Source organism: Oceanibacterium hippocampi (assembly GCF_900172325.1).
In the GTDB taxonomy this organism is placed as follows: Bacteria; Pseudomonadota; Alphaproteobacteria; order Sneathiellales; family Sneathiellaceae; genus Oceanibacterium; species Oceanibacterium hippocampi.
The window spans coordinates 1,790,374-1,804,811 of record NZ_FWFR01000001.1; the positions used below are offsets into that span (position 1 = coordinate 1,790,374).

At 67.9% G+C, this 14,438-nt stretch carries 14 protein-coding genes and 1 tRNA gene; 12 read left to right on the forward strand and 3 right to left on the reverse strand.

Annotated elements, in window-relative coordinates:
• The first annotated feature begins 12 nt into the window (after positions 1-12).
• From OCH7691_RS08490 to OCH7691_RS08530, 9 genes are all read left to right on the forward strand, one after another.
• Positions 13-1,422: a DegQ family serine endoprotease gene (locus OCH7691_RS08490; RefSeq protein ID WP_085882913.1), complete on the forward strand. Its 1,410-nt coding sequence runs from the start codon at positions 13-15 to the stop codon at positions 1,420-1,422.
• A complete protein-coding gene (locus OCH7691_RS08495) occupies positions 1,419-2,723 on the forward strand; it encodes a replication-associated recombination protein A (protein ID WP_085882914.1) in 1,305 nt (434 codons plus the stop codon). Before OCH7691_RS08490 ends, OCH7691_RS08495 begins: the two co-directional genes overlap by 4 nt.
• Positions 2,720-3,100 carry a fluoride efflux transporter CrcB gene (gene crcB, locus OCH7691_RS08500; protein ID WP_085882915.1) on the forward strand — a complete coding sequence of 127 codons (381 nt, stop codon included), beginning with the start codon at positions 2,720-2,722 and terminating at the stop codon, positions 3,098-3,100. The genes OCH7691_RS08495 and crcB overlap by 4 nt, the downstream gene beginning before the upstream one ends.
• Positions 3,100-4,101, forward strand: a complete 1,002-nt coding sequence (locus tag OCH7691_RS08505; protein WP_085882916.1) for an RluA family pseudouridine synthase — start codon at positions 3,100-3,102, stop codon at positions 4,099-4,101. The genes crcB and OCH7691_RS08505 overlap by 1 nt, the downstream gene beginning before the upstream one ends.
• On the forward strand, positions 4,098-4,775 hold the full coding sequence (locus OCH7691_RS08510; protein ID WP_085882918.1) for an HAD-IA family hydrolase: 678 nt from the start codon (positions 4,098-4,100) through the stop codon (positions 4,773-4,775). Before OCH7691_RS08505 ends, OCH7691_RS08510 begins: the two co-directional genes overlap by 4 nt.
• The gene (locus OCH7691_RS08515; protein ID WP_085882920.1) at positions 4,772-5,497 is read left to right on the forward strand and encodes an ATP12 family chaperone protein; all 726 of its coding nucleotides are present in this window, start codon (positions 4,772-4,774) and stop codon (positions 5,495-5,497) included. The genes OCH7691_RS08510 and OCH7691_RS08515 overlap by 4 nt, the downstream gene beginning before the upstream one ends.
• 133 nt (positions 5,498-5,630) lie before the next feature.
• Entirely contained in the window at positions 5,631-7,163 is a 1,533-nt protein-coding gene (locus tag OCH7691_RS08520; protein WP_085882922.1) for an acyl-CoA carboxylase subunit beta, read from the forward strand.
• Positions 7,164-7,195: 32 nt separating this feature from the next.
• Positions 7,196-9,175, forward strand: a complete 1,980-nt coding sequence (locus tag OCH7691_RS08525; RefSeq protein ID WP_085882923.1) for an acetyl-CoA carboxylase biotin carboxylase subunit — start codon at positions 7,196-7,198, stop codon at positions 9,173-9,175.
• An 11-nt stretch (positions 9,176-9,186) separates the two neighbouring features.
• The gene (locus tag OCH7691_RS08530) at positions 9,187-9,453 is read left to right on the forward strand and encodes an acylphosphatase (RefSeq protein WP_245826527.1); all 267 of its coding nucleotides are present in this window, start codon (positions 9,187-9,189) and stop codon (positions 9,451-9,453) included.
• Here the strand turns inward: OCH7691_RS08530 and lipB are convergent.
• On the reverse strand, positions 9,415-10,089 hold the full coding sequence (lipB, locus tag OCH7691_RS08535; protein ID WP_085883571.1) for a lipoyl(octanoyl) transferase LipB: 675 nt from the start codon (positions 10,087-10,089) through the stop codon (positions 9,415-9,417). The two genes, OCH7691_RS08530 and lipB, sit on opposite strands and share 39 nt — an antisense overlap.
• Before the next feature lie 99 nt (positions 10,090-10,188).
• Between lipB and OCH7691_RS08540 the strand changes: the two genes are divergently transcribed.
• The gene (locus tag OCH7691_RS08540; protein WP_085882925.1) at positions 10,189-10,440 is read left to right on the forward strand and encodes a FliM/FliN family flagellar motor switch protein; all 252 of its coding nucleotides are present in this window, start codon (positions 10,189-10,191) and stop codon (positions 10,438-10,440) included.
• A 61-nt stretch (positions 10,441-10,501) separates the two neighbouring features.
• Positions 10,502-10,588 (forward strand) — tRNA-Leu (locus tag OCH7691_RS08545).
• Positions 10,589-10,696: 108 nt separating this feature from the next.
• On the opposite strand, the gene OCH7691_RS08550 is transcribed toward OCH7691_RS08545, so the two are convergent.
• Together OCH7691_RS08550 and OCH7691_RS08555 are read right to left on the reverse strand one after the other, a co-directional pair.
• Complete coding sequence (locus tag OCH7691_RS08550) at positions 10,697-11,224, reverse strand: GNAT family N-acetyltransferase (RefSeq protein ID WP_085882927.1); 528 nt, start codon at positions 11,222-11,224, stop codon at positions 10,697-10,699.
• A gap of 10 nt (positions 11,225-11,234) precedes the next feature.
• Positions 11,235-11,795, reverse strand: coding sequence for a helix-turn-helix domain-containing protein (locus tag OCH7691_RS08555; RefSeq protein ID WP_085882928.1), 561 nt, complete (start codon positions 11,793-11,795; stop codon positions 11,235-11,237).
• Positions 11,796-11,993: 198 nt separating this feature from the next.
• Here OCH7691_RS08555 and OCH7691_RS08560 point away from each other — a divergent pair, with 198 nt between their 5' ends.
• The gene (locus tag OCH7691_RS08560; protein WP_085882930.1) at positions 11,994-14,306 is read left to right on the forward strand and encodes an NADP-dependent malic enzyme; all 2,313 of its coding nucleotides are present in this window, start codon (positions 11,994-11,996) and stop codon (positions 14,304-14,306) included.
• The last annotated feature ends 132 nt before the right edge of the window (positions 14,307-14,438 follow it).

Sequence of the window (14,438 nt, forward strand, 5' to 3'; positions counted from 1 at the left end):
GGGAACCGAACAATGCCGCGTCACGCTCTCATGCTTGCGCTCCTGGCCATGCTGGCCAGCGGCAATGTCCTCGCCGCCTCGGAGGACCGGGCGGTGCCGGAGACGCGTGAGCAGATCCAGCTTTCCTTCGCGCCGCTGGTTGCCGAGGTCGCGCCCGCGGTGGTCAATATCTACACCCGCCGGGTGCAGACGCGGAAGGTTTCGCCGCTGTTCGAGGATCCGTTCTTCCGGCGCTTCTTCGGCAACATGGTGCCGGGCGGGCGCGAGCGGAAGGAAACCCAGAACGCGCTTGGCTCGGGCGTCGTCGTGCGTCCCGAGGGCATCATCGTCACCAACAACCATGTCATCGATGGCGCCGACCAGATCAATGTCGTGCTGTCCGACAGGCGCGAGTTCCCGGCGACGGTGCTGGTTGCCGACGAGAAGACCGACCTCGCGGTGCTCCGGATCGACACCGGCGGCGAGGAGCTGCCGGCGCTCACCCTCGGCGAATCGGATGACTTGGAAGTGGGCGACCTGGTTCTGGCGATCGGCAATCCGTTCGGGGTCGGGCAGACCGTGACGAGCGGCATCATTTCCGCGCTCGACCGCTCGAGCATCGGGCCGTCGGACTATCGCAATTTCATCCAGACCGACGCCGCCATCAATCCGGGCAATTCCGGCGGCGCGCTGGTCACCATGGACGGCAAGCTTGCCGGTATCAACACGGCGATCTTCTCGCGTTCGGGGGGCAGCGTCGGCATCGGTTTCGCGATCCCATCCGACCTGGTGCAGTCGATCGTCATCAGTGCGTTGCAGGGCGGCAAGATCATCCGGCCCTGGCTTGGCGCCGCCGGGCAGCCGGTGACCGCCGACCTGGCCGCGGGCCTCGGCCTCGACCGGCCGGGCGGGGTGCTCGTCAACGCGATCCATCCGAAGGGGCCGGCGGCCAAGGCAGGCCTGAGGGTCGGCGACGTGATCGTCGGCATCGACGGCCATCCGGTCGGCGACCAGAATGCGCTCCGCTTCCGGATCGCGACCCACCAGGTCGGCGAGACCTCGACGCTCGAGGTGCTGCGTCAGGGGCGCCGGATCACGCTCACTATGCCGCTCGAGGCGGCGCCCGAGCTGCCGCCCCGCGACCTGACCGAACTGACCGGGCGGCATCCGCTGCAGGGCGCCAGCGTCGCCAACCTGTCACCGGCCTTCGCGGCCGAGATCAATGTCTCGCCGATGCTGTCGGGCGTGATCGTCGTCGCCGTCGAGCCGCAGAGCATCGCCCGTCGGGTGCGGATCCGTCCCGGCGACATCCTGCTCCGGGTCAACGACGTCACCATCGACAGCGTCGAGACGCTCGGCAAGGCGCTCGCCGAGGCCACCGACGGCTGGACGATCGAGCTCGCCCGGCGCGGCAAGACGCTGAAGCTGGTGATACCGGCGTGAGCGACCTGTTCGCCGCCAGCGAAGCCCCGGACGAGCGGCGGCCGCTCGCCGATCGGCTGCGCCCGGGCCGGCTCGAGGCGGTGGTCGGCCAGGATCACCTGCTCGGGCCCGACGGGCCGCTCGGGCGGATGCTCGCGGCCGGGCGGCTATCGTCGCTGATCCTCTGGGGGCCGCCGGGCACAGGCAAGACGACCACGGCGCGCCTGCTGGCCAACGCGGTCGGACTGCATTTCGAGCAGATCTCGGCGGTCTTCTCCGGTGTCGCCGACCTGCGCAAGGTTTTCGAGGCGGCCCGCAAGCGCCGCGCCGACGGGCTCCGCACGCTCCTGTTCGTCGACGAGATACACCGCTTCAACCGTGCCCAGCAGGACGGTTTCCTGCCCTATGTCGAGGACGGCACGGTCACGCTGGTCGGCGCGACGACCGAGAACCCGTCCTTCGAGCTCAATGCCGCGCTGCTGTCGCGCGCCCAGGTGCTGGTCCTCAACCGCCTGTCGGACGAGGCGATCGAGGAACTGCTGACCCGGGCGGAGGAAGTGACCGGGCGGTCCCTGCCGCTCGACCCGGGCGCGCGGATCACCCTGCGCGCGATGGCGGACGGTGACGGACGCTACGCGCTCAACCTGGCCGAGGATGTCTTCGCCTCCGGCGACGCCCCGCTCGACAACGCCGGCCTGTCGCGGCTGCTGCAGAAGCGGGCACCGCTCTACGACAAGTCGCAGGAAGGCCACTACAACCTGATCAGCGCCCTGCACAAGTCGCTCCGGGGCTCGGACGTCGACGCGGCGCTCTACTGGTTCGGCCGGATGCTCGATGGCGGCGAGGGGCCGCGCTACATCGTCCGCCGCCTGGTCCGTTTCGCCGTCGAGGATATCGGGCTCGCCGATCCGCAGGCGCTGACGCAGGCGATCGCGGCGCGCGATGCCTATGAATTCCTGGGCTCGCCGGAAGGCGAACTGGCGATCGCGCAATGCGTCGTCTACCTGGCCACGGCGCCGAAATCGAATGCCGTCTACGGCGCCTACAAGCGGGCCATGAAAAGCGCGCGCGAGCATGGCTCGCTGATGCCGCCCAAGCATATCCTGAACGCGCCGACGAAGCTGATGAGCGAACTCGGCTACGGCAAGGACTACGCCTACGACCACGATCAGCCGGACGGCTTCTCGGGGCAGAACTATTTCCCGGAAGACATGGCGCGCGAGGCCTACTATCAACCGGTCGAGCGCGGCTTCGAGCGCGAGGTCCGCAAGCGGCTGGATTACTGGGCGAAGCTCAGGGAACGGCGGGGCGACGAAGAATGAAGATGCTGCTGTTCGTGGCGCTCGGCGGGGCGCTGGGCGCCTCTGCCCGTTACCTGCTGGCCGGCCAGATCCTGCGCCTGGCCGGGCCGGCCTTTCCGCTCGGCACGCTGGTGGTCAATATCGCCGGCTCCTTCGTCATGGGCGTGCTGGTCGAGGCGATGGCGCTTCGCTGGTCGCCGTCTCCGGAACTGCGGCTTTTTCTCACCGTTGGCCTGCTCGGCGCCTTCACCACCTTCTCGACCTTCTCGCTCGACGTCGCGGTGATGATCGAGCGCGGTGACCATCTGCCGGCGGCCGGCTATATCCTGCTTTCCCTGATCGGCTGCGTCGGCGGTCTCTTCGCCGCCCTCTGGCTGATGCGACAGGTGCTTTCCTGATGCGTGTACAAACCCTTCTCGTGCAGCCCGACGAGGCCGAACTGCGCCTCGACCGCTGGTTCAGCGTCCGCTTTCCCGGGCTGACCCACAGCCGGCTGGCCAAGCTCATCCGCAAGGGCGAGGTCCGGATTGACGGACGGAGGGCCAAGCCGGGCGACAGGCTCGCTGCCGGACAGACGGTGCGGGTGCCGCCGCTTCCCGACGAGGTGCTGGAAAAGACCGTCCGCAGCGAGGCCGGCGCGCGCGCGCCGATGCGGACCTCGCCCGAGGACGCGGCTATGCTGCGCGACGCGATCCTGCATTTCGACGACCGGGTGATCGTCCTCAACAAGCCGCCCGGGCTGCCGGTCCAGGGCGGCAGCGGCCTCGACCGCCATCTCGACGGGATGCTCGATGCGCTCATGTTCGAGGCGCACGAGCGGCCGCGCCTTGTCCACCGGCTCGACAAGGACACCTCCGGCGTCCTGCTGCTCGCCCGCGACCGCAAGGCGGCGCAGGTCCTGGCCGCCGCCTTCAAGTCGAAGGACGCGATCAAGACCTACTGGGCGCTGGTCGTCGGCGTGCCGAAGCCGCGCCAGGGGCGGATCGACCTGCCGCTCTCGAAGCATCTCGCCGGCCGGTCGGAGAAGGTCGAGGTCGACCGCGAGGAGGGCCAGCGGGCGATCACCGATTTCGCCGTCGTCGACGCGGCGTCGAACAAGGCGGCGTGGCTCGCCATGCGGCCGCTCACCGGACGCACGCACCAGCTCCGCGTCCACAGCGCGGCGATCGGCACGCCGATCGTTGGCGACGGCAAGTACGGCGGGCCGGAGGCCTACCTGTCGGGCGGCGTCAGCAAGAAGCTGCATCTCCACGCGCGGGCGATCTCGATCCCGCACCCGGACGGCGGCCTGCTGGAGGTGGAGGCGCCGTTGCCGACGCATCTGGTGCAGAGCTTCGCCTTTTTCGGCTGGAGCGAGCAGGAATACGATGACCCCTTCGCCGAGGAGGAAGAGTTTTGAACGGGCCGATCCGCTTCGTCGTCTTCGATTGTGACGGCACCCTGGTCGACAGCCAGCACGGCATCGTTGCCTGCATGACGCTGGCCTTCAACGATATCGGCAAGGGCGCGCCGGACGCCGCGGCGATCCGCGGCATCGTCGGGCTGTCGCTCGACCACGCGGTGGCGGAACTCGCGCCGTCGCTCAGCCTGGCCGAGCAGGGCGCGGTGGTCGCCGGCTACAAGGCGGCGTTCCGTCGCTCGCGCGAGACCGGCAGCCATGGCGAGGCGCTCTATCCCGGTGCGCGCGAGGCGATCGAGGCACTGGAGGAGGCGGGCTACCTGCTCGGCGTGGCGACCGGCAAGTCGATGCGCGGTCTGAAGGCGGTGCTTGACCAGCACGGGCTGGCGAGGGCCTTCGTGACCCTGCAGACCGCCGACAACGCACCCAGCAAGCCGCATCCCGCGATGCTTCGCCAGGCGATGCAGGAGGCCGGCGCCGAGGCGGCAGAGACCCTGATGATCGGCGATACCAGTTTCGACATGGCGATGGCGGTTGCCGCCGGCGCCCACCCGCTCGGGGTCGCCTGGGGCTATCATCCGGTCGAGGCGCTGCGCCAGACCGGCGCCAGCGACGTGCTCGGCCATTTCGACGAGCTGATGCCCTGGCTCGCCGGGCGCGAGGTCGCGGCATGAGCGCGGCGGCGGCAAAGCGCTTCTATCGTGAGGTCGCGGTGGTCGAGGCGACGGCAGAGGAGGGCGCCGACGGACACGGCGTGGCGCTCGACGGGCGGCCGTTGCGGACGCCGGCGCGGCGGCCGCTCATCCTGCCGACCCGTGCCCTTGCCGAGGCGGTGGCATCCGAATGGGCCGGGCAGCAGGACCGCATCGATCCGCACAGCATGCCGATGATGCGGCTGGCCGCCACGGCGCTCGACCGGGTGGTCGATGAACGGCGCCGCGTGCTGGCCGAAATGGCCGCCTATGGCGAGAACGATCTGCTCTGCTACCGGGTCGAGAGCCCGGTCGAGCTGGTCGCGAAGCAGGCCGAGGCCTGGGACCCGCTGCTCGCCTGGCTCCGGCGCCGCTACGACATCGGCCTGCGGGTGACGAGCGCGCTTGTCCATGTGCCGCAGGAGACCGCGGCGCGGGCCGCTTTCGAGCGTATCGTCGACGCCTTCGACCCGATGCGGATCAGCGCCCTACACAACGTCACGACGATCACCGGCTCGCTAGTCCTGGCGCTGGCGCTCGCGGCCCGGGAAATAGACGCGGAGCAGACTTTCGAACTCGGCGAGATCGAGGAAAGCTACCAGATTGGCCTGTGGGGCGAGGATGCCGAGGCGATGGCGCGGCGCGGCGCGCGGCGCGAAACGCTTGCCGATTGCGCCCGTTTCCTCGACCTGCTCGATTCCTGACCACGCCGGCCGGTGTGTGGCGCCCCATGGCACAACGCCGCGCCGCTTACTGGTCAGCGGCCGCAATTGGTGCTAATTGGAGGCCGCTTCGATTTGTAACATTACGACTGGCCAAGGGGGCGAAAGGGGCGGAATGCAGGACATTCTCGGCGAACTGGATGCGCGACGGGCGCGGGCCCGGCTGGGCGGCGGCGATAAACGGATCGAGGCCCAGCACAAACGCGGCAAGCTGAGCGCCCGCGAACGCATCGAGGTCCTGCTCGACGAAGGTTCCTTTGAAGAATGGGACATGTTCGTCGAGCATCGCTGCACCGATTTCGGGATGGGCGACCAGACCATTCCCGGCGATGGCGTGGTCACCGGCCACGGCACGATCAACGGCCGCAAGGTCTTCGTCTTCAGCCAGGATTTCACTGTCTTCGGCGGTTCGCTCTCGTCCAGCCATGCCCAGAAGATCTGCAAGATCATGGACAAGGCGGTGCAGGTCGGCGCGCCGGTCATCGGTCTCAACGATTCCGGCGGCGCCCGCATCCAGGAGGGGATCGACAGCCTCGCCGGCTACGCGGACGTGTTCCAGCGCAACATCCTTGCCTCGGGCGTGGTCCCGCAGATCTCGGTGATCATGGGACCCTGCGCCGGCGGCGCGGTCTATTCGCCGGCGATGACCGACTTCATCTTCATGGTCAAGGACACGTCCTACATGTTCGTGACCGGGCCGGACGTGGTGAAGACCGTCACCAACGAGACCGTGACGGCGGAGGAACTGGGTGGCGCCCGGACCCATACCTCGAAATCCTCAGTCGCCGACAATGCCTTCGAGAACGATGTCGAGACGCTGACCCAGGTCCGCCGGCTCTACGACTTCCTGCCGGCCTCGAACCGCGAGCCGGCGCCGAAACGGGTCGCCTACGACGATCCGCACCGCCAGGAACTGGCCCTCGATTCCCTGATCCCGGCCAATCCGAACAAGCCCTACGACATGATGGAGCTGATCACCAAGGTGGTCGACGAGGGCGATTTCTTCGAGATCCAGCCGGACTTCGCCCGCAACATCATCGTCGGCTTCGGCCGCATGGACGGCCGTACGGTCGGCATCGTCGCCAACCAGCCGATGGTGCTGGCCGGCTGCCTCGACATCGATTCCTCGCGTAAGGCCGCGCGCTTCGTGCGCTTCTGCGACTGCTTCAACATCCCGATCGTGACGTTCGTCGACGTGCCTGGCTTCCTGCCGGGCACCGCGCAGGAATATGGCGGCATCATCAAGCATGGCGCGAAGCTGCTCTTCGCCTACGGCGAGGCGACGGTGCCGAAGGTCACCGTGATCACCCGCAAGGCCTATGGCGGCGCCTACGACGTCATGTCGTCGAAGCATCTGCGCGGCGACGTGAACTACGCCTGGCCGACCGCCGAGATCGCGGTGATGGGTCCGAAAGGGGCGGTGGAGATCATCTTCCGGGCCGATATCGGCGACCAGGAGAAGATGGACGAACGCGCGGAAACCTATCGCCAGCGCTTCGCCAATCCCTTCATCGCCGGCCATCGGGGCTTCATCGATGACGTGATCCAGCCGCACAACACGCGCTGGCGGATCATCAATTCGCTGCGGATGCTGGAGCACAAGGAGCTCCTCAACCCGCCGAAGAAGCACAACAATCTCCCGCTCTGACAGCGCGCCCGATACGGACAACGGAAACAGTCATGTTCGAGAAAATCCTGATTGCGAATCGTGGCGAGATCGCCTGCCGCGTCATCAAGAGCGCGCAGAAGATGGGGATCAAGACCGTCGCGGTCTATTCCGAGGCCGATGACGGCGCCCGTCACATGCGGCTTGCCGACGAGGCGATCCCGATCGGCCCGCCGCCGGCATCCGAGAGCTACCTGCAGATCGACCGCATCGTCGAGGCCTGCAAGGCGACCGGCGCCCAGGCGGTCCATCCGGGTTACGGATTCCTGTCGGAGAACGGCCGCTTCGCCGAGGCGCTGAAAGCCGCCGGGATCGCCTTCATCGGACCCGATGTCCGGGCGATCGGGGCGATGGGCGACAAGATCGAATCGAAAAAGCTGGCCGCCGCGGCCGGCGTCTCGACGGTGCCGGGCCATATCGGCGTGATCGCCGACGACAAGGAAGCGATCGAGATCGCCCGGGGCATCGGCTACCCGGTGATGATCAAGGCCTCGGCCGGCGGTGGCGGCAAGGGCATGCGCGTCGCCTATGACGACGACGAGGTCCGCGAAGGCTTTTCCTCGGCCAAGAACGAGGCCCGCTCAAGCTTCGGCGACGACCGCATCTTCATCGAGAAATATATCGAGGAGCCGCGCCATATCGAGATCCAGGTGCTCGCCGACCGGCACGGCACCTGCCTTTATCTCGGCGAGCGCGAATGCTCGATCCAGCGCCGCCACCAGAAGGTGATCGAGGAGGCGCCGAGCCCCTTCGTCGATGCCGAGACGCGCCGCGCCATGGGCGAGCAGGCGGTGGCGCTGTCCCGCGCCGTCGATTACGTCAGCGCCGGCACGGTCGAATTCATCGTCGACAAGGAGCGCAACTTCTACTTCCTGGAGATGAACACCCGGCTCCAGGTCGAGCATCCGGTGACCGAACTGGTGACCGGGATCGACCTGGTCGAGCAGATGATCCGGGTCGCCGCCGGCGAGAAGCTGCCGTGGAGCCAGGACGACATCAAGCTGAGCGGCTGGGCGGTCGAGAGCCGGCTCTATGCCGAGGACCCCTATCGCGGCTTCCTGCCCTCGATCGGCCGGCTGTCGCGTTTCCGGCCGCTTCCGGAAAGCCCGACCATGCGGATCGACACCGGCGTCGCCGAGGGCTCGGAGATCACCCTGTTCTACGACCCGATGATCGCCAAGCTGATCACCTACGGTCCGGACCGCGACGGGGCGATCGCCGAGATGCGCGCCGCGCTCGACGGCTTCGACATCGGCGGGATCTCGCACAATGTCGATTTCCTGAACGCGGTCATGGCCCACCCGCGCTTCCGCGAGGGCCGGCTGACGACCAACTTCATCGCCGAGGAGTTCCCCGACGGGTTCCAGGGCGCGGCCCTTTCCGACGACGACTACCAGGCGCTGGTCGCGGTCGCGGCGCTTGTTCATGCCCGCCGCCTCAGGCGCGAGCGGTCGCCGCTGGGTGTCGCCGGGGTGTTTGTCGAACGCGACTGGATCGTCATGGAGGGCAAGGAACGCGAGACCGCGATCCGCCTTGCCGACGCGGTCGGCGGCATCGATGTCGGGCTCGGCGACGATACCGTCGAGCTGCGCAGCGAGTGGCGTCCGGGGCAGCGGCTGTTCGAAGGCGAGATCGACGGCCGGGAATACCGCGTGCTGGTCGATCCGGAAGCCTCGGGCTACCGGCTGACCTATGGCGGCGCCCAGGTGACGCTGTCGGTACTGCGCCCGAAGGTCGCCGCGCTGGCCCGCCTGATGCCGGAGAAGGCGGTTGCCGATACCGCCAAGTTCCTGCTCTGCCCGATGCCGGGCCTGCTGGTCTCGGTCGCCGTCGAGGTCGGGCAGGAGGTCAAGACAGGCCAGCCGCTGGCCGTCGTCGAGGCGATGAAGATGGAGAATGTTCTCAGGGCCGAGCGCGACGGCGTGGTCGGCACGGTCGAGGCCAAGGCCGGCGACACGCTGGCCGTCGATCAGGTGATTCTGACATTCGAGTAGCACGGGTCATCATCCGCGGCCGCGTCCAGGGCGTCTGGTTCCGGGCCTGGACACGGGAGCGCGCGCAGGCACTCCGCCTCGCCGGCTGGGTCAGGAACCGCCGGGACGGCGCCGTGGAGGCGCTGTTCGCCGGCCCGGAGCCCGCCGTCGACGAGATGCTCGAAGCCTGCTGGGAAGGGCCGGAGGCGGCCGTGGTGAAGGCCGTCGAGCCGCTTGATGCCGACGTCGACGACGAGGGCCTACCGGACGGCGGTTTCGAGATCCGCCCGTCGGACTGAGCCGAAGATCTCCTCGAAGCTCGCCTGGAGCGCCACATCGAGGTCGCCCATCACTGCCGGAATGCCGAGATCGACCAGCGAGGTGACGCCGTGGCGGGCGATGCCGCAGGGCACGATGCCGCTGAAATGGTCGAGCTCGGGCTCGACATTGATCGAGATCCCGTGGAACGAGACCCAGCGGCGGACGCGGATGCCGATCGCGGCGATCTTGTCCTCGCGCCCGCCGTCGCGCGCCACCCAGACCCCGACCCGGCCCTCGCGGCGCTCGCCGACGACGTTGAAGGTCGCCAGGGTGGCGATCACCCAGTTTTCCAGGTCGTGCACGAAGCGGCGGATGTCGCGGCCGCGCCGGTCGAGGTCCAGCATCACGTAGGCGACCCGCTGGCCGGGCCCATGGTAGGTGTACTGGCCGCCGCGGCCGCTGCGGTGGACAGGGAAGCGGTCGGGCTGCAGCAGGTCCGCCGGGTCGGCGCTGGTGCCGGCGGTATAGAGCGGCGGATGTTCCAGCAGCCAGACCAGTTCGCCGGCGGTGCCGGCGCGGATGGCGGCGACCCGGGCCTCCATGGCAGCGACCGCGGCGTCGTAGCCGACGGGGGCCTCGGCGATCCGCCATTCGACGGCTTCATTCCCGATCATCGTCATGACCGACGATATAGCGCCCCGGGCGCGGCATTTACACTTCGATAACGCTGTTGGGCCATAGTCGTCGCCAGTCATGAACGGTGGTTGGTGAGAATGAACTCCAAGGCGATCCACGATGTCGAGGTGGAAATCTCGGTCGTCCTCGGCAAGGCGACGATGCCGATCCATCAGCTCCTGAAGATGGGGCGGGGCGCGGTCATCGAGCTCGACACCTTCGTCGAGGACCCGGCAATGGTGCTTGCCAACAACAGGATCATCGCCAAGGGCGAGATCGTCATCGTCGACGATCACGTCGCGGTATCGATCCTGGAAACGGTCGATGTCAACAATGGCCCCGAGGGATGAAAAAAGCCCGGCGAGAATGCTTGCGGGCAGGTCGAGGATTTGCTATCTCCCCAACTCCCGCGCGGTCGTGGCGGAATTGGTAGACGCGCAGCGTTGAGGTCGCTGTGGGCGAGAGCCCGTGGAAGTTCGAGTCTTCTCGACCGCACCAGATTTGAGAGACATGTGGCAGGGGCGGCGTCCGATCGGATGTCGCCGCGGCCACGGGATCGGAAGGGCCCGGCATCGCCGCGGCCCTTTTTTCCTGTCCGCCGTCGGCTCAGAGCCGCTTGAACATGCAGGTTGTCGCGTGACGGGCGGCGCCATCCGGGTCGAGCGCATAGTCCGGGATGATGCCGGCCCGCTCGAATCCCATGCTTGCGTAAAGCGCCTCGGCGCTGTCGCCCGTCCGCGTATCGAGCGTCACCAGCGTCCTGCCCAGCGCCCGCGCCTGTCGCTCGGCGGCCGCCAGCAGCGCCCTCGCGATGCCCTGTCGCCGCGCCGCCGGACGCACCGCCATCTTGGCGATCTCGCAGCGGTGGGGCTGGTTGGGCGGCATCCCGACGACAAGCTGCACCGTGCCGACGATCGGTCCGTTCCGCGCCGCCGCGAACAGGATGCGCTGCCCGGAGGCAATTTCCGGGCGGATCGTCCGCCGCCAGAAGCGATCCGCGTCGTCGGCGGTAAACGGCTGCAGGAAGCCGATGGCGCCGCCACCGCCGACGCTTTCCCGGATGATCGCAGCGAGATCGTCGAAATGCGTCTCGATCCGGTCGGCCGCGACCTGAAACACCGTCACGCTGTCCATTCTGGCCCCCCTAGTGAAGCGCGATGAGATACTCGGCGACCTCGTCCCCGGTCTCGAAGCGGGAGGCGCCGAACAGCAAATAGCGAAGGCAGTCGCCCGTCCGCAGTTCGTGGGTCTCGCCCTCTATCGTCACGGTCAGCGCGCCGGACACGAGCAGGAGGTGATGTTCCAGTCCGGGCACCGGCGGCAGCCGGTATTCGATCCGCTGGTTGGCGGCGATGGTGCAGCGGATCAGTTCGACGGCGAGGCTTGCGGACGGGGGCGAGACGCTCCGCCGGACGAAACCGTGCCGGCCATCCTCCCATTTCGCCTGCTCCGCACGGCGGATCAGCGGCTGGAAGCGCTTTTCCAGCGGCTCCAGTATCTGCGAGATCGTCATCGAGAAGACCGCGGCCAGGGCGCCAAGCGTATCGGCGGTCGGGCTCACCTCGGCATTCTCGATCCGCGAAAGGGAGGCCCGGCTGACGCCGCTCCGATCGGCGAGCTGCTGCAGGGAAAGGCCCCTGGCCTGCCGAAGCCGTTTCAGCCGTTCGGCAAGTCGGGTGGTCTCGCGCGTGTCCGGTTCATTCATAAACGGGAAATTGTCCCGAATATGGGATTTCGTCAAGGGCGACGGAATATCGGCGCGGGTTTCGATGCCTGCCGCCGCCGCGGCCCTTTTTTCCTGCCTGTGCCGCCCCGGCGCTTCCCCCCCCGTCCAATGCCCGGTAGTCTGTGAATCAGGACTTTCTGATCATAGTGACAAGAAACCACGGGGACGGGGGGCATCATGGCTGACGATCTTACGGAAATGGCGCTGCGCTATCATCGCCTGCCACAGCCGGGCAAGCTCGCCATCGTGGCGACCAAGCCGATGGAAACGCAGCGCGATCTCTCGCTTGCCTATTCGCCGGGCGTTGCCAAGGCCTGCGAACTGATCGCCGAGGATCCGTCCGAGGCGGCGAACATGACGTCGCGCGGCAACCTGGTCGCGGTTATCTCGAACGGTACCGCCGTGCTCGGCCTCGGCAACATCGGGCCGCTCGCCTCGAAGCCGGTGATGGAGGGCAAGGCGGTGCTCTTCAAGAAATTCGCCGGCATCGACGTCTTCGACATAGAGGTCGCGGAAACCGATCCGCACAAGCTGGTCGATATCGTCTGCGCGCTGGAGCCGACCTTCGGCGGCGTCAATCTCGAGGATATCAAGGCGCCGGAATGCTTCATCGTCGAGAAGCTGTGCCGCGAGCGGATGAAGATCCCCGTCTTCCATGACGATCAGCACGGCACGGCGATCTGCGTCGGCGCGGCGGTCTACAACGCCCTGCGCCTGGTCGAGAAGGACATCGCCAAGGCCCGTGTCGTCTGTTCCGGTGCCGGCGCGGCGGCGCAGGCCTGCCTCGACCTGCTGATCTCGATGGGCGTCGACCGCCAGAACATCCTGATGTGCGACCGCAAGGGCGTGGTCTACGAGGGTCGCGACGAGAAGATGGATCCCTACAAGGGGCGCTTCGCGGTCAAGACCGACAAGCGCGACCTGATGGGCGCGATCGAGGGTGCCGACGTCTTCCTGGGCGTTTCCGGCCCGGGCACGCTGACCGGCGAGATGGTCGCCAAGATGGCCGAAAACCCGATCATCCTGGCGCTCGCCAATCCGACCCCGGAAATCATGCCGGAAGAGGCCAAGGCGGCCCGCCCGGACGCGATCATCGCCACCGGCCGGTCGGACTATCCGAACCAGGTCAACAACGTGCTCTGCTTCCCCTTCCTGTTCCGCGGCGCGCTGGACACCGGGGCGACGGTCATCAACGAGGCCATGAAGGTCGCCGCCGTCAAGGCGATCGCCGACCTGGCGATGGCCGAGGCCTCCGACGTGGTGGCTCGCGCCTATGGCGGCGAGGCGCTCTCCTTCGGGCCGGAATACCTGATCCCGAAGCCGTTCGATCCGCGCCTGATCACCGAGGTTTCGTCCGCCGTCGCCCAGGCGGCGATGGATTCGGGCGTCGCCACCCGGCCGATCGAGGACATGGCGGCCTATCGCCGCAAGCTGACCGAGTATGTCTACCGCTCGAGCTTCGTCATGAAGCCGCTGTTCGACCGGGCCCGCGAGAAGCCGGCCCGGGTCGCCTATGCCGAGGGCGAGGACGAGCGGACGCTCCGCGCCCTGCAGATCGTCGTCGACGAGGGGCTGGCCGAGCCCTGGATCGTCGGCCGTCGCCGCGTGGTGGAGACCCGTATCGAACGCATGGGGCTCCGCATCCGTCTCGGCAAGGACGTGCATCTGGTCGACCCGGAGGATGACGAGCGCTACCGCGAATATTCCGCCGCCTATCACGAGATCGCCGCGCGCCGCGGCGTCAGCCCGGCGAAGGCGCGCATGGCGATGCGCACCGACACGACGGTGATCGGCTCGATGATGGTGCATATGGGGCTGGTGGACGCGATGATCTGCGGCCTCGCCGGCGAGGCGGCGGGCCATATCCGCACCGTTCGCGACATCGTCGGCGCCGAGGAGGGCGTGCGCGACCTGTCCGGCCTGCAGCTGCTGGTGCTGCCGAACAAGGCGCTGTTCGTCGCCGATACGCTGGTCTCGATCGACCCCTCGGCGGAAGAACTGGCCGAGATGGCGATCCTGGCCGCCGAGACGGTGCGCCGCTTCGGGATCGAGCCGAAGGTCGCGCTGGTCTCGCACTCCAACTTCGGCACTTCGCGGGCGCCCTCGGCCGACAAGGTCCGGCGGGCGACCGAGATCCTCGACAGCCTGAGCCCGAATTTCCAGTACGAGGGCGAGATGCAGGCCGACGCGGCGCTGTCCGCGGCGATCCGCGAGCAGGCCTTCCCGGCTTCCCGGCTGGAAGGGGCGGCCAACGTGCTGATCATGCCGACGCTGGATGCGGCGAACATCGCCTTCAACATGGTCAAGGCGCTCGGCGACGGCGTCTCGGTCGGGCCGATCATGGTTGGCATGGCAAAGCCCGCCCATGTCGTCGCGCCGTCGATCACGGTTCGGGGCCTCGTCAACATGACCGCGGTGGCGGTGGTCGACGCCCAGGACCGCGTTGCATCGGGCAACGTCCTGGCGCCGCTGTCGAGCGCGGCCGAGTAACACCGCGCAGGCCGGCGCCGCCTCTTCCGGGGGGCGCCGGCGGCGGTTGCTGGCGGCGGCGGATCGCGCCGTCCCGAAGTCGGCCGTGAAATTGCCGGCCGATACGGAAGTGTCATTTCCAACATGCGGTGA